Below are 25,475 nucleotides of genomic sequence, written 5' to 3'. Positions count from 1 at the left end.
TCGCGACATGGTTACAAAAAGCGTTTGCGTATCCAACGGCTGTTAGCGAAGAAGAACAGTCTTGTAAGCGGACTGCCTTTCATCAGGCTTTTAGATACAGAGCGAACTTCCCGCTGTTCGCTAACTTTGGGATCAGATAAATAAAGTGCCAGCAATCCCTCAATCACCATACGATGCATCGAAGACTCTGGAAGATTACGAACATCCTTACGGGCCCACTCAACCATTGCAGCGATCCGACTCAGCATGGTATCCGTGTCATCATAATAATTGCAGAAATTAAGATCACCGCCTGCTCGGTCCTCTTCCTGATCAATCAGATAATCCAGCATAATGTGCAGACCACATACATGCGGAAAATAGGCGGCTCGAATCGAAGCCGCAGAAGCTTGGTTCAGCTTCGGATCACATGCGGAAAGAAATAACATAAATACACCTAGTGTTGATCCCGTTGCAGCCGAAAACTCATTCCATTGCAGATGCGGCGCTCGACTGCCCTGTTCCTCCCACCACTCCTTCAGGGCTGTTTCCCTGAGTTCCGGGCGGATGTGCTTATACACTTGTAAATCTGTATAGAGCACAGCCAGTTCTCGAATCTCCGCTGCAGCAGCGGAATAACCTGGCAACAAAGAAATCATTTCTTGGCATTTACGAACCAGCCTGTACAAATATCCGCCGTCATTCTGTTCACTTCGAAGCGCATAATAATTACCTGGCTCAGCATTTGGATCAATAGCATCCAGCATAGATTGATGCAGCAGCCTGAAATCTGCAGGATCAAGCGAAGTACTGCGATCACATAAGTTGTCCAGATAATCACTGATAGTTTGATAAGCAACAATTAGCGGAATCAGTATATGTTTCATCGATAAATTGCCGGCGGCATAAATACCACCGCCTATGCAATGAAACTCTTTAGTTTCAATGCTGGCAAGTGCTTGCTTCCGGAGCTCGGGATCGGGAATCCCGTTCGCATCTTGGCGCCAGAAATGGAGACATTCTCTCACTTCCGGCAGCACGTACTTATAGACCCTGTTCATAAGTCCCAGTGGACCACGCGGGCTAAGGTAACGGCCTTGCTCTAATTCACTCAATGACAGTGCCTCCACATTGTTGTCTCCTTATCCAAATCACCACTTATTATAATATGATCAGGCGTATTTGTACAAACAACAAAATCACTTTCGTAAAATCATGAAAGATTCAGAAATACAGCAGTTTTTAAAAACATCTCCCCATTGCTTTATGCTATACTAGGCATATTTCAATTTCGGAGGAGTGCAATCCATGTTTTCAAAACGGACCGGCAGCCTTTACAGTGATCAAAACTGGCTGCGTTCCTTTCTCTTTACCATATATGGTACCAGCGTCCTTGTAGTATCCTACTTTCCTTTATTCTACACACATTTAGGGTTTAGCAGTTCTCAGATAGGCTACTTGTATTCCCTCGGCCCCCTTATCTCCATCCTATCCAATCTATTCTGGAGTATGATAAGCGATAAGTTAGGCACCGTTCGAAAGATCATGTTCATACTACTTGCGGGTCAATTAGTAACTGGTCTTCTATTAGCCAGAGCGGCCGAATTTTCATCTGTCATGCTTATTTTGTCCTTCTTCTACTTCTTCTATTACCCAGTTTTTCCGCTTGCCGATACAATGGCTATCAAAGTTGCCGAAAGACACGGACGGAACTTCATTACCATTCGCGTTTTTGGCTCCTTAGGCTATTCTTTCTTTGCTCTAACCGTTGGCTATGCATTAAGAGCATTGGGCTCTACTTGGAGCTTGACCCTATGTATCATCATCATTATTGCTGCACTTTTAATTACCCTAGGTCTTAAGGATGTTAAAAGACCTGCTGTTATAGAAACAACGAATCAAGATAAGGACACAGCTGAAGCTGATAATAGCAAAAATGGACTTAAAGATATATTGTTGCAAAAAGAGGTGCTGTGGTTCTTCGGCTGTGTGTTTGTACTCGCGTTAGGCCATAGAATGAACGAAGCCTTTCTGACGATCAGTCTAAAACAACTAGGCGCAGGTGAGGAAATCATTGGCTGGGCATTGCTCGCGTCAGCTCTTAGTGAAATCCCTGTATTATTTATCCTCAGCAGATACGGCGACAAATTCAAAGAATTGCCCTTGCTGGCCTTGGGGAGTCTGATGTATGCTCTGCGTTTTCTTTTGATGTCCCTGGCGGATCATCCAGGCTCAATGATTGCCATTCAAGCCATGCACAGTATATCATTTGGTGTTTTTTATGTAACATCTGTCCGTTATATCACCCGGATTATCCCGGATCGCCTTCGGGCAACAGGTCTTGCCATTTTCACCGTCGTTTGGTCAAGTGCCTCTGGGCTGCTTAGCGGTACCTTTGGCGGCATTATTTATCAAGAGGCGGGGCGTTATATTTTTTATATAGTGGCTACGGGTTTCAGCTTGCTTGCTTTTGCAGGGTTTCTGGGACAGCATTTATTGAAATCCAACCTGGAGCCGATCAATTATTTCAGAAAAAAGAACAAAAAAGCCTCCCTATAATTAGGGTTGGTATTATTCCATAATACAAAGAGGTCGTTGCACTCCCCTTCAATGGAGTGCAACGACCTTTTTCATTTAGGAGAACATCTATAGTGGGCGTAAAAAAACACAGTTCCCGAAAGAACTGTGTTCTGTAAGTTGGTAACCACTCTTGCAAGGGCTTGCCAAGTAAATTATATATTTGTAGCAGACAGCTTAACTGTCCTGCTGTTTCTTATAATTTTACTACGTTTTCAGCTTGCGGTCCGCGACTACCATCAGTGATGTCGAATTCTACTTCTTGACCTTCGTCCAAAGTCTTGAATCCTTCACCTTGAATTGCTGAGAAGTGTACGAATACATCTTCGCCGCCTTCTACTTGAAGAAAACCATAACCTTTTTCTGCGTTAAACCATTTTACTGTACCTTTCAATTGAACAACCTCCTAAAAATAACCGCCATATATGGCGTATAACTATAGTATACTGCAATCTTCTGTTCAAATCAATCAAACCCAACCCTTAATATATGATTTAATTTGCTTTTCCCTTCTCCAGTGCGTTATCATTGAGCCAAAAGCTAAAAATCGCCAGGGTGGTAATGATAATGATCAAAAAACATGAAATATACAAAACAGACAAATGGAATATGATGACGGTAGAAGTTCAAGGCCGCTACATTGTACTCCGCGAAATTTCCGATCAATGGGGAGAAGAAACACATACCTTCCTGAGTCGTCCAGCGATGATGCAATGGGTGAATAACCGCTTCAACAAAGAATCTTATAAAGACAATGAAGAAGAGTACAAAAACATCATTGCAGCTTTCAAACAGGTATAACAGGAAATGAATAACGAAAATCTCACGATTTATGTTGTCCTAGTCCTCTGTCTAGGCGCAGTATTAATTATGACCAAGGATCGTGTCCCGCCGAAACTAAAGCGGGGCATGGCCATGGCTGCGGTCGTAATGATTCTGTTTGCTTTCATCTTTGTTATTTATAGCTTGTTGGCATAACTACCATATAAAGAAGACTAAATATTAATAATCAGGACTTAGCAGGACATAATAAGCTGACTCTACTTTTCAAAGAGGAGGACGTCATGCCTATTACACTCAAGTCCATCCCTCTTCTACTTGTGCTCAGCTTGCTACCGGGTGAAATATCATCCACAGTATTGCCGAGGGAGATTATGCCTACTACATCTCATCATTCTAGGAGGGTTTCTATGGAACAATTATTGAAGAGAAGTGAAGTACCTGCTGAGAATCGTTGGAAGCTTGAAGATATATTTGCCTCTCAGAAGGATTGGGATGCAGAATATGCTGAAGCTAAATCACTGATCAAAAAAGCTGCTGATTTCCAAGGTAAACTTGATTCCGCAGAAGCTGTGAAACAATGTTTTGAGCTGGATGACAAGCTGTCCGTCTCCACTGAGCGACTTTTTGTCTATGCTCATATGCGTCAGGATGAAGACACTGCTAATCCTGAATATCAAGCTTTGTCCTCCAAAGCGAAGAAGCTTGGGATCGAAGCAGGCGAAGCCTTTTCTTTTGTAACCCCAGAAATCTTGGCACTGCCTATTGAGAAGCTGGATCAATTTATTGCTGATCCTGAACTGTCCGCTTACACCTTCACTTTAAAAGAGATGAAACGTGAGAAAGCGCATGTATTGTCCAAGGCTGAGGAAGCTCTGCTTGCCCAAGTTGGAAACCTAGCACAAGCGCCTCAGAATATTTTTAGTATGCTGAACAACGCAGATCTGAAATTCCCTAAGATTAAAGATGAAGATGGCAAAGAGGTCGAGCTGACTCACGGCAACTATATCAAGTTCTTGGAAAGCTCCGATCGCGAGGTTCGCCGAAATGCTTTTAAAGCAGTCTATGACACCTATCGTAAGCAAAAAAACACCATCGCAGCAACGCTTAGCGCCAATGTGAACAAAAACGTCTTTTTCTCACACGTCCGCAAGTATCCATCTGTAATGGAAATGTCTCTCTACGGTGATAACATTCCAAAAGAGGTATACACCAACCTGATTGATACGATTCATGAAAGTCTTCCTTTAATGCACCGTTACATGAAGTTGCGTCAAAAGCTGCTTGGTGTGGATGAGTTACATATGTATGACCTATTTGCACCACTAGTAGATGAATATAAGCTGGATATCACGTACGAAGAAGCGAAGAAAATTACCAAAGAAGGCCTCAAACCGCTGGGTGAAGATTATCTGAATGTGCTGCAAAAAGGCTACGACAATGGCTGGATTGATGTCTATGAGAACGAGAATAAACGCTCTGGAGCATACAGCTGGGGCCCTTATGGCACACACCCATACGTCCTGCTGAACCATAACGATAATCTGAACAGTATGTTTACTCTGGCACATGAGATGGGTCATGCTCTACACTCTTATTTTTCAGACAACGCTCTGAACTATCGGGATGCACAGTATACCATTTTCCTTGCAGAGGTTGCTTCAACTACCAATGAAGCTTTGCTTATGGATTATCTACTCAAAAAGTCTACAGATCCTAAGGAAAAAATGTATCTGCTCACTTACTATGCCGATCAGTTCCGGACAACGATTTTCCGGCAAACAATGTTCGCAGAATTCGAAAAGATCATTCATCAGCGTGTTGAAGAGGGCGATTCGCTTACCCCACAAGATCTTTCGAGTATCTACTACGACCTGAATGTCAAATACTACGGCAAAGAAATGGTTGTGGATCAGGATATCGAGATGGAATGGGCACGAATTCCGCATTTCTATAACAGCTTCTATGTTTACAAATATGCAACAGGCTTCTCGGCAGCGACTAGCTTTGCCAAACAAATCCTTGAAGAAGGTAAACCGGCGGTAGATCGTTACCTCGGCTTCCTGAAGAGCGGTGGCAGTGATTACTCCATCAATATTTTGTCAAAAGCAGGCGTTGATATGTCGTCTCCTGAGCCGATTCGCGAAGCGATGAGTGTGTTCGAAAGTGTTATCGAGCAAATGGAACAGTTGACCAAATAAGGCAGAGAGCTTAGTATTACATTAATCCCTTGCCCTATCTGGGCAGGGGATTTTATATTGTTATATCCCCCTGAGGAGGAAGAATTCAATGAGAATTCAATGGTCACTAATTGCGGGTCTAATCTTCGCGCTGCTAACCGCCATATTCGCAGTCATCAACGTTGATCCCGTTCAAGTCAATTTCGGTTTTGATGTGGTTAATATACCACTTATACTCGTTATTCTTGGCTGCGCGTTAATTGGCGGAATCATCGTGGGCTCTTACGGCATTTTTCGTCAATACAAACTACAAAAGCAAATTAAAAGCTTAACTGCTGAGCTTACCAAGCTTCGTGATGCCGACACTTCACTGGATTCTTTTAACACAGACAATGATGGCTTAACAGGAGGGCTTAACTAATGATTACCATTCAACCTAATGAAGACTACATACTTTCCATCCTAAAAAAATTACTCGACACCCCCAGCCCAAGCGGTTTCACCGCACAGGTAATGACACTAGTTGCTGAAGAAGCAGCTGCGCTGAACGTACCTTTAAGCTGGAATGAAAAAGGCGGCGTAATCCTTAACGTCCCTGGCTTAGATCCCTCTCGTACTATTGGCATCAGCGCTCACGTGGATACACTTGGTGCCATGGTCCGCTCGATTAAAGCTAATGGCACACTGCGTCTGACCTCTGTGGGTGGCTTCGCCATGCACAGCATTGAGAATGAATACTGCACGATCCATACCCGTAGCGGCAAAACTTATACAGGAACCATCTTAACCAGCCATCCATCTGTACACGTATATCCAGACGCTCGTGACTTCAAACGATCAGAGGAGAACATGGAAGTACGTATTGATGAGCTGGTATCTTCTAAAGAAGACGTACTCAAGCTTGGCATTTCCGTCGGAGATTTCATTTCTTTCGATGCACGTGCAGTGATTACGCCTAGCGGCTACATTAAATCCCGTCATTTAGATGACAAAGCAAGCGTGGCTGCCCTTCTCGGATTGCTGGAAAGTATTAAACGTGAAGGCTGGAAACCTCTCCACAACCTTTCTTTCCTCATCTCTAACTACGAGGAAGTGGGACATGGTACAGCTTGGATTCCTGGTGAAATCAATGAAATGATTGCCGTCGATATGGGCGCCATGGGTGATGATCTCAGCTGTAAAGAAACCGATGTATCCATCTGTGCTAAAGACTCTTCCGGCCCTTACGATTATGTTATGACAGGTCGTTTGATTGAACTGGCAGAAGCACTAGCAATTCCTTATGCCGTTGATATTTATCCTATGTACGGCTCCGATGCTTCCGCAGCGCTCAGAGGCGGAAACAATATCCGTGCAGCATTGATTGGCCCAGGTGTACATGCCTCTCACTCCATGGAACGTACGCATAAGCAAGCTGTAGTGAACACTGCTAAGCTTCTCGCTGCTTATGTGGGGACAAACTGAGGGTAGCTCTGGCAAGCTGAACCAGCTCTGGAGGCGCAGACAGGGACTTATCGTCTCACTTCTGGTGTTATTGATAGTGGGGTTAGCGCTATCGTTGTTTCTGGTATTTAGAAATCATAAGGAAGATCCCTTTAAAGGTCTTCCTCACGCCTATAGCTTTTTGGAAACAGTGAGTACAGATAACGTGCAGCTCTATATGATGTCACTTTCACCTGAGGATATTAAGCTCAGGGCCGCGGGTGTCCCTTTACGGCAAGTTAATGCATATGGGATTAACGGTGGTTTTTTCTATCAAGATGCGCTTTTATCCATGGCTATCATGAATGATACTCCAGTCAACGGAGCCCAGAAGGGTTATGGGTCTGGCTGGTTCAATGCTAAATACGCACGTGGAACCCTTGTCTGGGATGGTGCCAGCCGTAGCTTCTCCGTACAGGTTGTCTCTTCTGGAGAAGAATTGAAGATTACTGATCGCCAGCATTATTTTGCGCAAGGTGGCATTAGTATGAATCTGGGACACGAAGACTTATGGGAAGCGGCAGTAGCTGAAGAGCATCTTCCTTACGCTGATGAGAAACGCCTGCGCTCAGGCATGGTGTATGACAACACAGGAAAGCTCTGGCTGATTGTTACCCCAACGCTCTCAACAGCGGCAGAGTTCCGCTCAGCGATCCTCCAGACAGTTCCTGCTAAGGGTCTGGAGGGCATCTTCTTGGACGGAGATGGCTCTTCCCAGATGAATGCGAAGGAAATCATTGTACCCGGCGATTCTCGGTCTGTAGTACAAATGATTGCTGTGGACGGAACGAAATAAATAAGTAGAAAAATAAAAGAGTAGAATTCTCCAATTAGTGGAGGACCCTACTCTTTTTTTTTATTGGTGGTTCGCTTGTTCTTCAACAGACACTGCCGGACTTTCCGGTGGTCATCACTTACGGCTGGTGCTTACGGACCCAGATGGCGTTATTCGCAAATTATTAGCCTTTGGAGCATTGTTTCGGACCCAAGCGACGTTATTCACGCAAAAAAGGAACGTATCGGGTGCTTTTAGTGTCAATAGCGACTGTGGTGTCCGTTAACATTCCAAATGTGCAATAATGCTGCGTTTAAGGTCAGTGGTGTCCGGATAGTACTTCGTAAGTATTAATGTGATCTAAAAACAAGCATCAATCCCAGACTTGCTCCAGCTTATCTGAATAATAAGAAATGGCCTTACTGTAACTTCTTATCCCTTCATCCGCAGAGGTTTCTGCCAACAGCTTAAGCAGCAGCTCCATCGCTTGACTATGCTCTCCAAGATTGTGCAAGGTCATGGCTAGGAACGCCGGAAATTCCTTATTCTCCGGGTACTCCTGAACAGCCTGCATCAGAAGACCTTTTGACTTCTCGTATTCTCCGAGTGTCCGGTAGGTGCTGCCCAGTCCCAATAGAGCGCCAACTCTCTGCTCAGAAGGTAATCCTAACGCCAAGCTTTTCTCATAAAAGGGTACTGCCGCCCGCTCCAAACCCAGCACATCATGCGTCCAGGCCAATTGATATAGAAGTTCAGCGTCCCCAGCATTCTGCTCATATAGCTCAAACAGCATCATTTGGGCTTCTTCCGCTTTACCAGCGTTGCGTAGGGCTACGGCAGCTTTAAGTTTATCTTCCACACAGAGCCCTCCCCTATTTTCATTCAAAGCTATCCAACGGGTTTAAGCCTTACCAGCGATTTTCTCCGCAAGCTCGTTCAGATAGGTCCAGCGTTCCATAAGACGCTCCAGCTCTGCTTCGGCTAGGCGTTGCTCCTCTACTAGCTCCTGCAGCCTTCCAGAGTCAGCAAAAGCCGCCTCCATCTGTACACTAATATCCGTCAAACGTTGCTCTGCAAGCTCAATTTGCTCATCAATGCCCTCATATTCACGCTGTTCCTTGAAGCTGAATTTGAGTTTTGTTTTGGGAGCCGTTGAAGCTGCAGGGTTGCTGGCAGTGTCCGCGGCCTCTTTTTGCTTTGAGCTTCCTTCTTTGTTCGGTTCTCCAATGCGTGACGGTACATTTTTGGCCAGCCATTCTTCATATTCCGTATAATCGCCAACGTGAATCCGGATATCGCCATTTTCAAAAGCAATCAGCTTATCTATCGTACGGTCCAAGAAATAACGGTCATGGGATACGGTAAAGACGACACCCGGAAATTCATCCAGATAATCTTCCAAAACAGCCAATGTGCCGATATCCAAATCGTTCGTAGGTTCATCCAAAAGCAATACGTTAGGCGCTCCCATCAATACACGAAGCAGATACAAGCGTCTTTTTTCGCCCCCGGACAGCTTGGAGATCGGTGTCCACTGCATCGCAGGAGGGAACAAGAAGCGTTCCAGCATTTGACCAGCCGTAATCACACTGCCATCTGCTGTCCGTATCACTTCTGCTTCTTCCTTCACGTATTCAATGGCACGCATGCTGTCATCCATATCCTGATGCTCTTGTGTAAAGTAACCAAGCTTAACCGTAGCGCCAAGCTGAACTTCACCTTTATCGGGTTGCAGCTGACCTGCAATCATATTTAAGAGTGTGGATTTGCCGCTGCCGTTCGGGCCGACGATGCCCACTCTATCCTGAGGTACAGCGATATAGCTGAGATCTTTGATTAGCTGACGACCATCCAACGCTTTCGACAGGTCATTAATTTCAATGATCTTGCGCCCTAAACGTGTAGAAGCCACAGAAATATCCAATGAACCGTTCGAGCTGCTTCCTGTACTCTCTTTCAGCTTTTCGAAGCGGTCGATTCTTGCCTTCTGTTTCGTTGAACGGGCTTTGGCACCGCGACGAATCCAAGCCAGCTCTGTACGCAGCAGGTTCTTACGCTTCTGTTCGGCAGAGGCTTCTCGTTCTTCGCGATCGGCTTTAAGCTCTAAAAACCGTGAATAGTTAGCTTCATACCGATAAAGCTGGCCACCATCCAGCTCTAGCATGACACTTGCCACACGCTCTAGGAAGTAACGATCATGCGTCACCATCAAAAGAGCGCCGCGCCGTTTCTGCAAATATTGCTCCAACCAAGCCACGGAATCCGTATCAATATGGTTGGTAGGCTCATCAAGAATCAGCAGTTCAGAGGGGGTAATCAGTGCAGCTGCCAGAGCCACACGTTTACGTTGTCCACCAGAAAGTGTGTCCATTAACGCATCAAACTTTAAGATGCCTAGCTTGGTAAGCACGCTTTTGGCTTCACTCTCCAAATGCCATGTTCCCGCAGCGTCGATCGCCTGCCCAATCTTTACTAGTTTTCCTTCCAGTTCAGCATTACCAGGCTGCTGTTCAAGCTGGGACATAGTCTCCATATACTCACGCATGGTAGCAAGGTCTGGATCATCCCCGGCGAACACTTGCTGCAAAACTGTATTCATAGGATCATAAGGAGGATTCTGCGCCAAATATTGTACTCTTACATTATTCCCGATGGCAATTTGTCCACCATCCGGAGTATCCAGATCGGCAATAATCCGTAAAAAGGTTGATTTACCCGTTCCATTCACACCGATCAAGCCAATTTTATCCCGATCGTCCATACCAAATGAAGCGTCGCTAAAGAGTACTTTCTCGCCATAACTCTTGGAAAGATGTTCCACGGTCATAATATTCATGCTATTTCCTCGCTTGCCTTATATTTTCATAAAACCGGCCCGCATCTAACCAATGCTATTTATCCGGTCTATCATCCTATCCAAAATTCAGGTGATCATGGCCCCTCTAATAAAAAGACCAGCAGCGAAATCAGCGCGTTTATACGCGTCCTCCTCCGTAAAAGACGGATCAAATAAAATATCCATCTTCAAACGATCCAGCATCCCTATGTAGGACTGTGCCATAAGCTCAGGCTCGGATGCTCCACCTTCTAATAATACCTTGACCACATCTTGCATGTACTGCTCCATAAATTGAGTCATATACGCCACTAATTCAGGATTATTGTTAGGGGCACGGAAAAAGAGCTTCGTATGCCGCTTGCGTTCATAATAATAATTCAGGTGATGTTTAGCAATGATCGACAGTTTACCGGCCAAAGTATCACTAGCCTTCAGCCTTTCCTGTAATTGCAGGAGAAATCCCTCACAATCGCGGCGAGTCACTGCCATGAATAATTCTTCCTTGCTCTTGAAGTATAAATAAACGGTGCCCTTTGCTATCCCGGCTTGCTCCGCCACTTCCGACATCTTCGTTTCGTAAAATCCACCTGAACCGAAGAGCTCGTATGCGGCATCCAGAATAGCAGTATGTTTTTGATTGGATGTGCTACTCATCGGTCCCTCCCTAAACTGTGCCGTTCAAAGCTTAAATTCAAATGCTAAATGATCATGCTCAGCAGTAAGGCTGCCGCACCTCCTAGGATAGAGCTGATGGCATTGACTGCGTCATTGCTCATCCACTTCCAGCCTCTTGCGTGTACAGCTGGAGCCCCACAATGCTGTGAGCCTTCCACTTCGCGGCCGCATACGGTACAGCGGTTCATCTGCTGCACGGTTGCACCAAGGATAGAGTCGGCAAAGGCGCCGACTAATCCTCCGGCAAGTCCTGCTAGGGTAAGCAGCACGAAAGAGTGATCCGGCATGCCGGATATCATACGCAGCAGCCAAGCTGACGCACCGATGAGTGCGCCTCCTGCTGCTGCCGCCAGCGTACCCAAGCTGGATACACCACCCGAAGCTCCGGCAGGAAGAACTTTACCCGTAAGGACAGAACGAGGCGGTTTCTTGCTCAGTGTTCCGATCTCCGTAGCCCATGTATCCGAGGTTACTGTAGCCATTACACCAATAAATAGGAACCCCCATAGCTCATTCGGGAAGATCGCATTCAGAAAAACCAGAACCATGCCAAGTCCACCGTTAGCAAAGACCTGCCCGGCATCGCGGCGGCCCGTCTTAGCATACGTCAGCTCTAATTCTGCTTTATTATCATGATGAAGTTTGGACAGCAGGCTTGAAGTGATGAAGAAGATCAGCAATATCCCAAACCAAAAAGCATTTCCGGCACCAAAATAAATAGTGCCCATCACTACCGCGGCAATCATGCCAGAGAGACTTAAAGACTGCTTCCAATATGCCGCTCCCGCAACAATCAAAGCGCCTAAAGCGCCAATAACCCACTGCATAGATTCATCTCCAACAGATCTATTAACCGATCAGGCAAGTCCCCATCAGCTTGTCGCCCCAGTACAGCTCGAAAGCGTCGCCAGCTACAGTAGGACCCACGCCTGCCGGAGTACCTGTAAATATCACATCGTCTTTCCCTAACCCGTAGCGCTCCGCGATAAAATCAACAATTTTTTGAAGTGAAAAAATCATGTTTTTAACATTGCCGCGTTGTACTTCCACCCCATTTTTCACCACTGTAAAATCAGTTCCCTCCAGCTCTTCCTTATCTGGAAACGCTATGTAAGGGGTGAGTGGTGCGGCATTTTTAAAGCCTTTAGCTGGCGTCCACGGCAAACCTTTCTTCTGCAGATCATTATGCACATCACGCAGCGTGAAATCCAGTCCCAGTGCCATTACATCTACCAGATCCTCCACGCTCATGCCTGGTGTATAATCACGTGCAATACGCAGTACAAGTTCACCTTCATAATGAATCTGACCCGCATCCTTTGGCAGCTTAATTACTGCTTTATCGAGGGAAACAGCCGCATGTGAGGGCTTCATGAAGATGAGCGGCTCCACGGGCACATTGTTACCCAATTCCTCCGCGTGTAGCTTGTAGTTGCGTCCAACACAATATAGATTATTAACAGCAGCGCACATAAACAGTCAGCTCTCTTTCCCATCGATTTGGATTATTTATACCTTCAGAAAGGTGTCGCCCCATATATCCGGGCGGTTTGTACAGATCATTATATCAGAATGCATGTCGGCTAAGCGACGCATCTCTTTCGCTTTGTTCACAGTCCAAGCCATAATTTCCACCCCACGCTCGGACAAAAGCTTAGCCAGTCTAGGATTCAGACGCGAGAAGCTAATCGAAAGTAAAGAGCAATCCAGTTCATGCAGCCTGCGTGCAGGATTGCCAAATCTGGAATCAAAGATCAATCCGGTACGAAAACGGGGATCAATTTCCTTGACTTTTTTTAATGCTCCAGTATCAAAAGAGGTCAAGATCACGTCGTCCCGCATACCTTTTGCAGAAATAAGATCCGTCACCGTCTTCTCAATGCCAGGATACATATCTCCCACTGTTTTCAGTTCAATATTCAGACGCAATCTTCCAGAGGCTAGTGACAGCACCTCTTCCAAAGAAGGCACCCGCTCGCCCTGAAAAACACGCCCTTTCCAGCTCCCCGCATCCAGACGCCGGATATATTCCCAGTCCATGTTCTTTACCTTGCCATGACCATTGGTCGTCCGGTCCAACGTATAATCATGAATGACAACAGGAACGCCGTCTTTGGAGAGCTGGACATCAATTTCCATCCAGTGCACATAGGGCATGGCAATCGCCATCCGAATGGCTGCCAATGTATTCTCTGGAGCTTTACCGGAAAACCCTCGATGGGCTACACACAAATTGTTCATCATAAGGACCTCCCAGGAACCCTATTTGGTAACTTGAGTGACTTTACCGTCGCTACCGATCTTTACCCGTCCTGCGGATAGAGCTTCTACTCTTTTTAACAAAAGCTTTCCATCCACTTCGTTCATCGGCACAGGCTGTGCTAGCTCGGCTTTCATAGGCTTCAGCTTTAAGGAGCATTGACCTTTTACACTACATTCCGCCTGAAAAACCGCAGTTTCCCAAGTGGCAGGCACTGTAGATCTCGTAAAAATAAAATTCCCGGTGCTGTAGGCAATCCATTTGCCCTTGTATGGCTCCACGCCTTGCAACACATGTGGATGGCCGCCAATGACAAGATCGGCTCCTGCATCGATAAAGCTATGGCCCAGCGACTGTTGCGTTTTATCATATTGTTCTACCCGTTCTTTACCCCAATGGACCACTACGACCACCAAATCGGCTTTCTTTTTGGCTGCAGCAATAGCCTTCAGTCCTTCTGCACTATCGTATACGGAGGCAAGTCCCGGCTTATTTTTCCCTGCCATCCAATCCGACGCAGGAATCACCCGGGTGAATCCCAGCAAAGCGATCTTAATGCCCTTACGTTCAAAATATTGCGCCGAATATGCTTCTTTACTGTTAAGCCCCGCACCCACATAAGGAATTCCTCTTTCAGCAAGGTGGTTAAGGGTATCCCGCAAGCCTTGCTCTCCTTGATCAAGCGTGTGATTATTCGCCATATTTACTGCGTCCACACCCGCTGACTTAAGCGCATCCAGAGCGAGTGGTGATCCTTTGAATACAAATTGCTTATTAGTGGCACTTACGCCACCTGTGGTCACTGGAGTTTCCAGATTCAAGATCGTAAGATCATCTTTCTTGAACAGACCCTCCAATGCGGCATACGAATAATCATAACCTTTCTTCTCCAGCAGTTCTCCAGCTTTCCCGGAAAATATAACATCTCCACCAAAATTCAAAGTTACCGTCTTACCAGACGCGTTATCATCTGACGGCAGACCAGACACTGCATCATTATTTGCTGCTTCCGAGCTGTCCTCATCCTTCGCAGGGGTCGCTGTCGCTTCAGGAGCTTGTGTTTCAATAATCTCTTCGGGCTCCTCCTGCGGTGTAGGCGTTGGCTCTGGAGTTGCCGTAGGAGAAGGGCTTGGCGTCTCTGTAGCTTCAGGCGTTGCAACTGCAACCACCGGAGGTGCTGTCTGAGGCTGATCACTACTCTCTGGTATAGGCGTAGCTGTCGCTTCTGCTACCGGAGGCGGTGAGGCGCTTTTCTTGTCAGGGTCATTCGTAAAGCTATAAGTCAATAACACGGTAATCATCAAAAGAAGACCTGCATTGATCCAAGCCCAGGCCGTTCTGCGCTTGCGTTTGCTCTTATGTTTGTTCTTTTGTCTAGAACGCGATCGCGGCGGATACATGGTTTCTGTGATCTCCTCTACTCTCAAATTGTTTTTATTATAGCATATCTATCACAGCACCCTACAAATAAGAGAGTCGATAGAAATAGAAAATTTTACTAACTAAAGAAAAACAGTGAAGCGCCTCATGCTTCGCTTCACTGTTTTATTTAGTCATCGTACTCACATTTCATTCATTAGCTGTTTAGCAACGCTTTCCGCAATAAGCTTGGACTGCTTGATGCAATCCGGCATTGCTATGCCATTAAATCCGGCGCCAATGACATACACACCAGGAAGCGAAGCCGCTAATTCTTTGCGGAATTCGGTAATATTATCAAGATGTCCTATAGGATACTGCGGCATGGAATGCTCTAAGCGGGTGATTTCCGTAAATATTGGATTCGCAGTAATGCCCATGATCTCTCGCAAATCTTTAAGCACAAGCTCCGTCAAAGCCTCATCAGGCAGCTGAACATTCTGTTCATCACCAGAACGACCCACATAACAGCGCAAAAGCACCTTATCATCAGGAGCCGTATGCGGCCATTTCGTAGATGTCCATGTGCAGGCAGTAATATTTCGCCCTTCTTTACGAGGCACAAAAAAACCTGATCCATCATATTCGTTAACAATATCCTTTTTGTTAAAAGCCATGACTAGATTCGCTACTGAAACATAATCCACCGCTTCCAGCGCCGTAACCTCCATATGGGGACGAAGTAAGTCAGCAGCCGAAAAGTTAGGCGTAGTGATATATACATCATCCGCAAGCAACCGTTCGCCATTCTCCAGCTCTACCTCATAAATAGCAGGACTCCCAACAGCCTGAATAGAAACTACGTTAGATTCCGTCCGTTGTTCTACATCATGCAGCTCATAAATCAGACTATGCACGAGACTTTGCAGCCCTTTGCGGAACGTCAAGAAGGTACTCTGTGTAGTACCTTCCTGTGCCTTTTTATTCTTTCGCCCTGTGCGCATTCCACGAATAAGGCTGCCGTACTGTTGTTCTAATTGTCCAAATTGCGGAAAAGTAGCATGCAGGCTAATTTTTTGTATATCTCCGGCGTACATGCCAGAGAGGAGTGGCTCGGTTAAGTTCTCCAGCACTTCAGACCCTAGACGGCGCTCAATAAGCTCACCAAGCGATTCGTCTTCATCATTACGCCGCGGAGGAAGAATAAAATCCATCATCGCACGTATTTTGCCCCCAAACGAAACTAACCCACTTGATAAAAAAGGTTTCAGTTCGGTAGGGATACCGAGTACAAGACCGTTTGGCAAAGGATTAAGCTTGTCCCGCTGCAAGATATATCGCTTCTTAGCAAGAGGGTTAGTGGATACCAGCTCGTGATCCAATTCCAATTCCTTAGCCAGCTCGCACATCTCCGCCCTTTCCGCCAGAAATGAATCCGGTCCCTTTTCAATCACAAAACCATCGCGATGTAAGGTTTCAATCTTTCCACCGAGGTTTTTCTCTTTCTCAAGCAAGACAATATCAGGCTTAATACCCGCTTCTTTATAAAATTTACGAATATAAAAGGCGGCGCTGAGTCCGCTCAGCCCTCCGCCTATGATAACAATTTTTCTTGTGGGGCCAATCATGATTGAGCGGCCTTCATCTGCTCCAGTCGTTTACGAATTACATCGCTCAATACAGACATATATGCGGGATCACTATTCAGTGAGTCAATCCGCATAAGACGCATATCAAGCTCTGCAGCTACGGCTGTTGCCTCAATATCGAGATCGTACAGTACCTCTAAATGATCGGATACGAATCCGATAGGGGCCACCAATACGTATTCCACCTGTTCTTTACTAAGCTGTTGCAGCGTGTCCAGAATATCTGGACCAAGCCACGGTTCAGCTGTGCGGCCAGCACTTTGCCAAGTAAACTGCCAGTTGGTTACACCTGCTTGAGCTGCAATTGCCTGCGAAGTTTCCAGCAGCTGATCCCGATATGGATCACCCATAGCCAGAATACGTTCTGGAAGACTATGAGCGCTGAATAATACGCGAATCTCATCACGGGTCGCACCTGCTTCAATATATTGATCCAGCTTCGCCGACACTCTTTGGCTTAACACATCGATCAATTCAGGATGCATATGGTAACTCTCTACAAAACCCATGTCAATCTTGCATGCATCAGCCTTTTCCTGTGCACGCTTGATGTAGCTCCCCACACTCATACTGGAATAGTGTGGCGCTAAAACAATACCCACTGCTTGAGTAATGCCATCCTTCGCCATAGCCTCCACGCCGTCCTCAATAAAGGGACTGGCATGCTTCAAGCCTTGATAGCAGACAAATTCAACATCTGCTCCCGCTTTATCCGCATTTAATGCTGCTTGTAAAGCTTCTACTTGCCGGTCTGTATTCTCCCGCAGTGGGAATACCCCCCCGACGATTGCTTCATAACGGTCGGTTAACTCTTTAAGCTGCTCCGCTGTTGGCGGATTCCCCCGTCTAATATGCGTGTAATAAGCTTTAACATCTTCTAGGCTCTTAGGAGTGCCATACGACATGACGAGAACACCTATTTTTACTGTCACGGATTCCGTCCCCTTTACAATTTAATAGCGTGGAACAAATAAATTCTTATATTTTTACGAACGTTGCTTAGCCGTTTCTTGTAATACTTCCTGAGAATAAGTGTGAATATACTCCGTCAATTCTCTAAGTTTGTCTAATGAGGCCTCCGGGAATAATCCATGGCCCAGATTGAAGATATAACCTGGCTCAAGCACACCTTCATCGATCAGTGCTTTCGCGCGTTCTTTCAAGAGGTCCATCGGAGCTGTAAGCAAATATGGATCAAGATTTCCTTGAATCGCAAATTTATTGCCTATTCTGCGTCGGCCTTCAGTCAAGCTAACTCGCCAATCCAGCCCGATTACGTCTGCTTGAAGCTTCGTAAGACTTGGCAGCAATTCTCCAGAGCTTACGCCAGGAAAGTATATTTTAGGTACATCAAGATCAGATAATTCGGAAAAAATACGAGAAACCGTCGGCAGCACGTATGTTTCAAAATCGCGTGGAGCAAGCGCACCAACCCAACTGTCGAACAATTGGAAGGCTTTGCCTCCACTCCGCACATGACTTCGGAGGTAAGTGATAATCATATCGCCCAGCTTGTCCATCAGCATTTCCCAGACACGGGGTTCACTGTACATTAGCTCTTTCGTACGGATATATCCTTTGGAAGGTCTACCTTCGATCAAATAGCTGGCAATTGTAAACGGCGCGCCTGCAAAAGTGATCAAAGGAACGTACAGTTCCTTATCCAGAATAGCAATCGTTTCCAAAATGTGGCTCAGATCACCCTCCACATCAATGGGTTTTAGTCTCTCCACATCAGCTGCACTACGGATCGGATTCTCAATCACTGGACCGATATCCTTAACGATATCGAATTTCACTCCGATTGAAGCAACTGGATTCATAATGTCGGAATACAAAATGGCCGCATCCACACCCAGCTTGCGAACGGGCATCATGGTTACTTCTGCCGCCAGCTCAGGCTGCTTGCAGATTTCAAGCAACGAATACTTTTCCTTAATTTTACGGTACTCGGGATCATAACGGCCGGCCTGCCGCATGTACCATACGGGAACGTGCTCCGTGTCCTGCTTTCTGCAGGCGCGGATAAAAGTGTCATTGTAGGTCATGATAAGATCTCCATTATATTTTATTAGATTTTTTTAATCGGCATATCTACTATTATGCCCTTTTTAAAAGCTTGTAACAACTAATACGAAGAGTTTGGAATGACAATCCTATGACATTACTATGACATGTGTTGCACACATGAAGCTGCAAAAAATGATATACTGATAAAATGGCATTTTTTCCGTGAATCATATATTCTCTGAAATTCTTTGAAAGGATGTGAAAGCACTATGAAGAAATGGGAGACCTGGAAGGTCAACCTCTTAGTGCTTTGGTTCGGGCAATTTTTGGTGAATGCTGGAATGACAATGATTACACCCTTCCTGACCTTGTACCTTGCGAAGGATCTTGGTGTCCAGGGTGAACATGAAATTGGAATCTGGGCGGGACTTATTTTTGCCGCAAACTTCTTAACCTCTTTCATATTCCAGCCATTATGGGGCAAGCTTGCAGACAAATATGGACGTAAAATCATGTTGCTGCGTTCCAGCTTTGGCATGGCTATTGTCATGGTATTAATGGGCTTCGCACAATCCCCTTTACAGCTGCTCCTGCTCCGTCTCTTAAACGGTACAATCTCTGGCTTCAATCCCGCCTCCATCGCACTGGTGTCAGGTACTACCCCCAAAGAACGTATGGGCTTCTCCATGGGATTGATGCAATCAGGATCTGTTGCAGGAACAATTCTAGGGCCACTGATTGGTGGCTTACTTGCCGATTTAATCGGATTTCGGCCGATTTTTTATGTCGTTGGAGCCTTGCTCTTTATCGCCTCTCTGCTGGCATTATTTCTTGTTAAAGAAAAATTCGACCGCGCCGAAGCCGCACAAGAGCCACAGGTTTCTGTACTCGCAGGCTTGAAGGAATTAATCAAAATTCCTCAGCTTCCAGCTCTATTCGGTGTAACCTTTCTGCTGCAATTTGCAATGATTAGTCCTATGGCCTTGTTGCCACTTTATGTAGAAAAATTAAATGGACCCGCTGAGAATATAGCTTTCTTGGCCGGGATGGTCAGTGCCGTTACAGGGATCTCCAATATGCTGGCTTCTCCCTTGCTTGGGAAGCTAAGTGACAAAGTCGGCGCACATCGTATTCTGACCTATGCGTTAATTGGCGCTTCACTCTTCCTAATTCCGCAGGCATTCGTAACTAGTGTCTGGCAGCTGATTATAGTCCGTTTCCTAATGGGAGTCTTCATGGGCGGACTGTTGCCCAGCGTTAATGCGCTTATCCGCTCCTATACCCCTGACGGAAAAGAAAGCCGCGCATTCGGCTTCAACAGCAGTACATTGGCGCTAGGCAATATGCTGGGAGCTATCTTGGGCGGCTTTCTATCAGGTTACATCGGAATTGAGGGGCTTTTCATTATATCCGGCTGCTTGCTGCTGGTTAATACGATTTGGGTTCGATTGAAGCTGTACAAAGTAACAACACCGCGGTTATTTCGCTAATCAGCTATTTGACCATCGCTAGTGCCAGTCCATCATAGGCAGGCAGACATGTACTGATAAGACGTTCATCCGTAGCGATCATCTCATTGAAGTGGCGCACAGCCAGGATGGCAGGACCATTTCTATCTGTATTTAAGGTCCGTCCACGGAGAAAAATATTATCACCCGCAATGATCGCTCCTGGATTGGCCAGCTTGATGGCATATTCCAAGTAGTTAGTGTAGTTCAACTTATCTGCGTCAATGAAAAAGAAATCGAACCTAGCGCCCTCTGCTTCCAGTGCCTTCAGGCTGTCCATTGCGGGTCCTATTCTATACTCCGTAGTATCGCCGAAGCCTGCCAGCTCTAAATTACGGCGGGCAAGCTCGGCATAGTCTGCTCTCAGCTCTAGCGAAGTCAGTGTGCCACTTTCAGAGAAACCGCGGGACAAACAAATTCCGCTGTAACCGCCAAGTGCGCCAATTTCCAAAATACGCTTAGAGCGAGACAGTCTAACTAGCATGGTGAGCAGTCTTCCGTACCCTGGCTCGACAGACACCGGCGGCATGCCTGCTTGGACGATTGCTTCTTTTACTTGAAGCAGAATTTCGTCCTCTGTATAAAGTTGTTCACTGTATTCTTCTTGCGTAAGCATAAAGATTCTCCTTTGAGGATCCCCCGTTTGCTCATAGTAAGGGATGACGGGGAACATTTTATGATTTATGGAATGCCGGGCATTGTGAAGTGTCCCACATTCCCCTATACTTGTATGGATGCTTTAAAGGACGACAATGCCGTCTCTTCTTATTGTACTGGCTTTTTGTATTTATCTACAAGTTAAACGGAGTTGAGAGTATTTGAGCAAATTACAATTAATCGCTACTGCCCCTATGGGTTTAGAAGCTGTGGTAGCGCGCGAATTAAACGAACTGGGTTATGAGACCAAGGTCGAGAACGGACGAGTATTATTCAGCGGTGATTACATCGATATCTGTCGCTGTAACTTGTGGCTGCGTACATCTGACCGCGTATTGGTTAAAATGGGCCAATTCCCTGCTAAAACCTTTGACGAGTTATTCGAAGGGGTTAAAGCGTTGCCTTGGGAAGACTGGATTCCAGAGAATGGAGAATTCCCGGTTGAAGGACGGTCCCATAAATCACAACTAACGAGTGTACCCGCTTGCCAAGGGATTGTCAAAAAAGCTATCGTCGAGAAGCTGAAGCTTTCGTATCATACAGACTGGTTCCCGGAGAACGGTCCTCGATATGTGATCGAAGTGATTTTATTAAATGACATCGCTTTGATCACATTAGATACCACAGGACCCGCGCTTCACAAACGGGGTTACCGCAGACATGCAACAGAGGCTCCGCTGAAGGAAACAATGGCTGCTGCACTAATCCAGCTTAGCCGCTGGAATGGCCATCGGCCGCTTTTCGATCCATGTTGTGGTTCGGGAACACTGTTAATTGAAGCTGCCATGATCGCTTGGAATATTGCTCCAGGACTACGCCGCTCATTTCCATCTGAACATTGGCCAGTCATCCCCAAACATCTTTGGGAAGAGGCGCGCGAAGAAGCTTTCGATGCGGTGCGCGACGATTATCCTTTGCAATTAACAGGTACGGACATTGATCCAGAAGCGATCGAAATTGCTGAAGCTGCCGCCAAGAGTGCTGGACTGTCCGGAGAAATCACCTTCAAAGTGATGGCTGCCGCCAAAGCAAGACCTGAAGGAGAATATGGTTGTATCATTACCAACCCTCCCTATGGGGAACGAATCAGTAATGACAAAGAAGTGGAAAAGCTGACCCGCCAGTTTGGTGAAATGATGATATATCTGCCAACATGGTCATTTTTTGCGATCAGCCCATACAAGGAATTCGAACAATTTTACGGTCGTAAGGCAGACAAACGCCGCAAACTGTATAACGGACGTATCGAGTGTCAATATTATCAATACTTGGGTCCACTTCCACCTAGAAATCCGAAATAATTAGGATCACCATTGCTTTGAATGCAGAACGGACATCTACCTCGTATGAGGAGGGTGTCCGTTTTTCTCCGAGTATAAGACTGTTTTAGTTTAGCGCCTATAACTTTTCGCTCATATATTTCTATGAGAAACGTTTATCATCTGAAAAAGACAACAACATTGTTTATTCTGGTTTTAATTATTTTCTGTGTTAGGAGGTTTTATAATGTCTGACTTTCCATCAATTCGGAGCAACAGAACCGTAACAAGTACAATAGCTGCTGTGATTCGCTCCCGATATATCGGTTATCTCCTTTTTCTTGGCATCATGCTGGCCAAGTTATTATTTCTGCATAGTGGGCTGCATGCTCCCAATATAGATATGAACCGGCAGGACAAATGGATTGCTGTAGGTTCAGTCATGTTATTGTCTTTTTGGACTCTGTGGCTTCCCCGCCGGGGACAGACGATAGCGTTGTTAAGTATAAACTTGCTTCTGACACTGCTTATTTATTCGGATATCGTCTACTATCGTTATTTTCAGGATTTTATCACGGTACCTGTATTGTTTCAGGCTGGACAGATGGATGCGCTTGGTGGAAGTATCTTCGCCCTACTGCGTCCTTCCGATCTTTATTTGTTCGCTGACTGGCTTCTGCTTATTGCCTATGGAATCGGAATAGGGTTCTACCACCAGAAAACCCATACATACTTGTCTAATGCCGCCCCTCGCCGTTATGGGCAATCTCACTCTTATTCTCAAACCGGTTATTCCCGCCGCTCTTCACGCCTGAGCAGGATGCTAAAAAGAAGCGTGAATGGCATCGTTGCTCTGGCGCTAGGTTGCGTGCTGACCTTTGGCCCTATCCACACCTACGCTACTACCTGGGCTAAAGATCTATTCACTGGCAACTGGTGGAGTCTGGCGATGTATAACGTAACCGGACTAATCGGTTTTCACGGTTATGATATTTACTTATATGCTAAAGATCATCTAGGTCCGCAGCCCGAGCTTTCGCAAGAAGAAGCCACCTCAATGCAGCTCTGGTTCAATAAACAAAACACTGAGCAAAATGCCAATAATGACAGCTTTGGAAAATACAGCGGAAGCAACATCGTTGTTATTCAAGCTGAAGCTTTTATGAACTTTGTAGTTGGACGCTCAATATCCGGCCAGGAGATCACGCCTAATCTGAACGCTCTAATCAAAGAAAACACCTATTTCAGCAATTACTACCATCAGACCTCACAAGGACGAACTTCCGATGCGGATTTCACGTCCAACGCTTCCCTGTACCCGCTGGTCTCCGGCTCGGTATTTGTCCGTTACCCGGATCATCAGTTTGACACGCTGCCTGCTATTTTGAAATCAAAGGACTACAGTACCAATGCTTTTCATGCGTACGAAGGTAGCTTCTGGAATCGGCAGATTATGTATAACGCGATGGGTTATGACCATTTTTATAACAAAAAAGACTATACAATAGACGAACCTCTAGGCTGGTCTCTGGGTGACAAATCCTTTTTGCGGCAATCCCTCGATATTATGGACACTTCAGAAAAGATAAAGCAGCCTTTTTATTCATTTTTGACTACACTATCCAGCCATCATCCTTATTCTCTCCCTGCAGATAAACAAGGGCTTGATACTGGAGAGTTCAAGGGCACGATCTTCGGAGATTATTTGCAGGCTGTTCACTATACGGATGAAGCTTTAGGGGAAATGGTCAAAGAGATGAAGCAGCGTGGGCTGTGGGATAATACCATTGTTGCTTTCTATGGAGATCATGATAATTCGATCCAGGAGACCTCTTATTACGAACAATTTCTCGGCAAAAGCCTTAGCGCACTCGATATGCAGCAAATAATGCATCAGGTTCCCTTGCTCATTCATCTGCCAGGCTCTAACGCCTCTGTCCTAGATTCAGCTCCAGCTGGTCAGTTGGATCTTACACCTTCCTTGCTCCATTTGCTGGGGATCTCACGTGATCCTTATTATCTCATGGGCAATAATCTGTTTAGCGGGCATGAGCGTCTTGTAACGCTGCGATCCGGCGCCTATGCCGATGCAAAGCTGTCTTATCTCCCCAGCGAAAATGGGCAATTTGCCAGCGGAACCTGTTATAGTCTCGAAAGCCGCGAAGCCGTTGACGTAGGGGAGTGCAGCATCGGGTATGAGACCAGCAAGCTCCGGCTACAGATCTCCGACGATATCATGAAATATGATGGAATCAAGAAGCTCAAGAACACACAATCTGCACCTTAAGCTTACATCCGGGTAAACGAAGAGACTGTCCAAAAAACTATCGAAAAGGGCTGCTGCGATATCCTCTCTATGTTGGACATTTACCACTTGATTGTTGTTGGAAGCACGTTTGGTTTTCCGACTTGGATCCGCGAAGTATCTCACTAACGGACACAGCTGACCCTAAACGCAGCATTATCCGAGATTTGGAATGCTAACGGACTCCAGAGCAGCTATTAGCCTAGAAAACGCCGATATGAGCCTCTTTTTAAGGAATAGCGTCACTGGGGTCCGAAATCTTGCTTTAAAGGCTAAAAACAGGCAAATAACGTCATCTGAGTCCGTAAATCCTGTGGGATGGTGGAATGATAGGATCGTGGGCTCGATGAGACGGTGAGATGGTGGGACGATGAGATGATGAGACGGAGAAATGATGGGATGATGGGCACGATTGAAGTAAGCCGTCAATGGCCAGAAAACGCAGAGCAGCGATCCTCCAAATTAACAGGAGAATCGCTGCTCTGTTTACTTTTACTTATTCTGAGAATGAAGAGGGATCGACCCTATTATCTTAGTTGATAAGAACTCAGTATTATTTCTGAACGGAGGGCTGTTTGATAAAAGCTTCCGCTTTCTTCAACACTTCATCCTCCGTTGGAGCACTCACATAACGACCATTCACATAAACAAAAGCCCGTTTGCCACATGGACCGCAGTACGACTTGCAGCCGACCTTGATCTCGGCATCAGGTGCCATTTTTTGCAGCTTTGGGATAATACTTTTCAACTTCATGAAATTACATTCATCGCACACTTGTATTTCGTTAGCCATGGAGCAACCCTTCTTTGTGTTCGAAATTTACAGGCGAGTGTTTAGTGATCGCCGTGATTACCTTTAGAGGGATTCGTAATGACAAAACCTTCTTGTGGAAGATACAAATAATCAACGACCACGCCATCAAGGAGTGGTTGGCTCGGATCAAGAATAACATCGATTTCCTTATCTGTCGATACTACAACATCGTTCTCTTTAGGCGTGTCCAAGTCCAGTCCGTAGTGAGCATGATCACCGTGTGCATGTGTAATTGCTACGCGCAGCTTCAACTCACTGTTTCCTTCCAGCTCCATTTGTTTCTTTATCACTTTAGCCGCATTACGGGTAATTTTGACCTTCATCTATATTCCATCTCCTAGTCCGAAAATTAAATACTCAATTACTT

26 protein-coding genes are annotated in these 25,475 nt (G+C 45.8%); 11 read left to right on the top strand and 15 right to left on the bottom strand.

The window, feature by feature from the left end; all coding sequences use genetic code 11:
• Positions 1-11 precede the first annotated feature (11 nt).
• Entirely contained in the window at positions 12-1,094 is a 1,083-nt protein-coding gene (locus MHI32_RS10365) for a tetraprenyl-beta-curcumene synthase family protein (RefSeq protein WP_036689648.1), read from the bottom strand.
• Positions 1,095-1,287: 193 nt separating this feature from the next.
• On the opposite strand from MHI32_RS10365, the gene MHI32_RS10360 reads away from it, so the two are divergent.
• On the top strand, positions 1,288-2,538 hold the full coding sequence (locus tag MHI32_RS10360; protein WP_076125115.1) for an MFS transporter: 1,251 nt from the start codon (positions 1,288-1,290) through the stop codon (positions 2,536-2,538).
• 214 nt (positions 2,539-2,752) lie between these two features.
• Here the strand turns inward: MHI32_RS10360 and MHI32_RS10355 are convergent, their stop codons facing one another.
• Entirely contained in the window at positions 2,753-2,950 is a 198-nt protein-coding gene (locus MHI32_RS10355) for a cold shock domain-containing protein (protein ID WP_036689272.1), read from the bottom strand.
• Between the two features lie 173 nt (positions 2,951-3,123).
• Between MHI32_RS10355 and MHI32_RS10350 the strand changes: the two genes are divergently transcribed.
• The 6 genes from MHI32_RS10350 (at position 3,124) to MHI32_RS10325 (ending at position 7,794) form a co-directional block, all read left to right on the top strand.
• Positions 3,124-3,357 (top strand): hypothetical protein, encoded by a 234-nt coding sequence (locus tag MHI32_RS10350; protein WP_036689271.1) that lies wholly within the window; start codon positions 3,124-3,126, stop codon positions 3,355-3,357.
• A gap of 6 nt (positions 3,358-3,363) precedes the next feature.
• Positions 3,364-3,534, top strand: coding sequence for a hypothetical protein (locus tag MHI32_RS10345; RefSeq protein ID WP_036689267.1), 171 nt, complete (start codon positions 3,364-3,366; stop codon positions 3,532-3,534).
• Positions 3,535-3,746: 212 nt separating this feature from the next.
• Entirely contained in the window at positions 3,747-5,537 is a 1,791-nt protein-coding gene (gene pepF / locus MHI32_RS10340) for an oligoendopeptidase F (RefSeq protein WP_076125113.1), read from the top strand.
• Positions 5,538-5,625: 88 nt separating this feature from the next.
• Positions 5,626-5,937 carry a lipopolysaccharide assembly protein LapA domain-containing protein gene (locus MHI32_RS10335; protein WP_042126298.1) on the top strand — a complete coding sequence of 104 codons (312 nt, stop codon included), beginning with the start codon at positions 5,626-5,628 and terminating at the stop codon, positions 5,935-5,937.
• A gap of 2 nt (positions 5,938-5,939) precedes the next feature.
• Entirely contained in the window at positions 5,940-6,980 is a 1,041-nt protein-coding gene (locus tag MHI32_RS10330; protein WP_076184364.1) for a M42 family metallopeptidase, read from the top strand.
• Between the two features lie 76 nt (positions 6,981-7,056).
• Complete coding sequence (locus MHI32_RS10325) at positions 7,057-7,794, top strand: hypothetical protein (RefSeq protein ID WP_254857037.1); 738 nt, start codon at positions 7,057-7,059, stop codon at positions 7,792-7,794.
• Between the two features lie 352 nt (positions 7,795-8,146).
• Here MHI32_RS10325 and MHI32_RS10320 read toward each other — a convergent pair whose 3' ends face one another.
• The 10 genes from MHI32_RS10320 to hemE all read right to left on the bottom strand — a co-directional run bounded on the left by MHI32_RS10320 (position 8,147) and on the right by hemE (position 18,603).
• Positions 8,147-8,632 (bottom strand): tetratricopeptide repeat protein, encoded by a 486-nt coding sequence (locus MHI32_RS10320; protein WP_256716069.1) that lies wholly within the window; start codon positions 8,630-8,632, stop codon positions 8,147-8,149.
• Positions 8,633-8,674: 42 nt separating this feature from the next.
• A complete protein-coding gene (locus MHI32_RS10315) occupies positions 8,675-10,609 on the bottom strand; it encodes an ABC-F family ATP-binding cassette domain-containing protein (protein ID WP_340012292.1) in 1,935 nt (644 codons plus the stop codon).
• An 87-nt stretch (positions 10,610-10,696) separates the two neighbouring features.
• Positions 10,697-11,266, bottom strand: coding sequence for a TetR/AcrR family transcriptional regulator (locus MHI32_RS10310; RefSeq protein ID WP_036689257.1), 570 nt, complete (start codon positions 11,264-11,266; stop codon positions 10,697-10,699).
• 44 nt (positions 11,267-11,310) lie between these two features.
• A complete protein-coding gene (locus MHI32_RS10305; RefSeq protein WP_076184351.1) occupies positions 11,311-12,114 on the bottom strand; it encodes a DUF92 domain-containing protein in 804 nt (267 codons plus the stop codon).
• 22 nt (positions 12,115-12,136) lie between these two features.
• Positions 12,137-12,760 carry a fumarylacetoacetate hydrolase family protein gene (locus tag MHI32_RS10300; protein ID WP_036689251.1) on the bottom strand — a complete coding sequence of 208 codons (624 nt, stop codon included), beginning with the start codon at positions 12,758-12,760 and terminating at the stop codon, positions 12,137-12,139.
• Positions 12,761-12,796: 36 nt separating this feature from the next.
• The gene (locus MHI32_RS10295; RefSeq protein ID WP_235219576.1) at positions 12,797-13,531 is read right to left on the bottom strand and encodes a glycerophosphodiester phosphodiesterase family protein; all 735 of its coding nucleotides are present in this window, start codon (positions 13,529-13,531) and stop codon (positions 12,797-12,799) included.
• Positions 13,532-13,549: 18 nt separating this feature from the next.
• Positions 13,550-14,947: a CapA family protein gene (locus MHI32_RS10290; RefSeq protein WP_076125103.1), complete on the bottom strand. Its 1,398-nt coding sequence runs from the start codon at positions 14,945-14,947 to the stop codon at positions 13,550-13,552.
• 162 nt (positions 14,948-15,109) lie between these two features.
• The gene (hemG, locus tag MHI32_RS10285; protein WP_340012291.1) at positions 15,110-16,534 is read right to left on the bottom strand and encodes a protoporphyrinogen oxidase; all 1,425 of its coding nucleotides are present in this window, start codon (positions 16,532-16,534) and stop codon (positions 15,110-15,112) included.
• The gene (gene hemH, locus MHI32_RS10280; RefSeq protein WP_076125099.1) at positions 16,531-17,487 is read right to left on the bottom strand and encodes a ferrochelatase; all 957 of its coding nucleotides are present in this window, start codon (positions 17,485-17,487) and stop codon (positions 16,531-16,533) included. Before hemH ends, hemG begins: the two co-directional genes overlap by 4 nt.
• A gap of 54 nt (positions 17,488-17,541) precedes the next feature.
• Entirely contained in the window at positions 17,542-18,603 is a 1,062-nt protein-coding gene (gene hemE, locus MHI32_RS10275) for a uroporphyrinogen decarboxylase (RefSeq protein WP_340012290.1), read from the bottom strand.
• 231 nt (positions 18,604-18,834) lie between these two features.
• On the opposite strand from hemE, the gene MHI32_RS10270 reads away from it, so the two are divergent.
• Positions 18,835-20,055 (top strand): MFS transporter, encoded by a 1,221-nt coding sequence (locus MHI32_RS10270; protein ID WP_038569803.1) that lies wholly within the window; start codon positions 18,835-18,837, stop codon positions 20,053-20,055.
• Positions 20,056-20,059: 4 nt separating this feature from the next.
• Here MHI32_RS10270 and MHI32_RS10265 read toward each other — a convergent pair whose 3' ends face one another.
• Positions 20,060-20,689, bottom strand: coding sequence for an O-methyltransferase (locus MHI32_RS10265; RefSeq protein WP_076184347.1), 630 nt, complete (start codon positions 20,687-20,689; stop codon positions 20,060-20,062).
• Between the two features lie 202 nt (positions 20,690-20,891).
• On the opposite strand from MHI32_RS10265, the gene MHI32_RS10260 reads away from it, so the two are divergent.
• The 3 genes from MHI32_RS10260 (at position 20,892) to MHI32_RS10250 (ending at position 24,834) form a co-directional block, all read left to right on the top strand.
• A complete protein-coding gene (locus MHI32_RS10260) occupies positions 20,892-22,031 on the top strand; it encodes a class I SAM-dependent RNA methyltransferase (RefSeq protein WP_036689227.1) in 1,140 nt (379 codons plus the stop codon).
• Positions 22,032-22,236: 205 nt separating this feature from the next.
• Entirely contained in the window at positions 22,237-24,276 is a 2,040-nt protein-coding gene (locus MHI32_RS10255) for an LTA synthase family protein (protein ID WP_340012288.1), read from the top strand.
• A gap of 393 nt (positions 24,277-24,669) precedes the next feature.
• Positions 24,670-24,834, top strand: a complete 165-nt coding sequence (locus MHI32_RS10250; RefSeq protein WP_175617317.1) for a hypothetical protein — start codon at positions 24,670-24,672, stop codon at positions 24,832-24,834.
• Between the two features lie 13 nt (positions 24,835-24,847).
• On the opposite strand, the gene MHI32_RS10245 is transcribed toward MHI32_RS10250, so the two are convergent.
• Positions 24,848-25,087, bottom strand: coding sequence for a DUF1450 domain-containing protein (locus tag MHI32_RS10245; RefSeq protein WP_036689224.1), 240 nt, complete (start codon positions 25,085-25,087; stop codon positions 24,848-24,850).
• A 41-nt stretch (positions 25,088-25,128) separates the two neighbouring features.
• A complete protein-coding gene (locus MHI32_RS10240) occupies positions 25,129-25,431 on the bottom strand; it encodes a heme biosynthesis protein HemY (RefSeq protein WP_036689223.1) in 303 nt (100 codons plus the stop codon).
• Positions 25,432-25,475: the final 44 nt, after the last annotated feature.

Origin of the sequence: Paenibacillus sp. FSL H7-0690 (genome assembly GCF_037980415.1) — a bacterium.
GTDB lineage: Bacteria > Bacillota > Bacilli > Paenibacillales > Paenibacillaceae > Paenibacillus_AQ > Paenibacillus_AQ odorifer.
The sequence above is the reverse complement of the archived record's forward strand: the minus strand, read 5'-3'. Positions and strand labels throughout refer to the sequence as shown.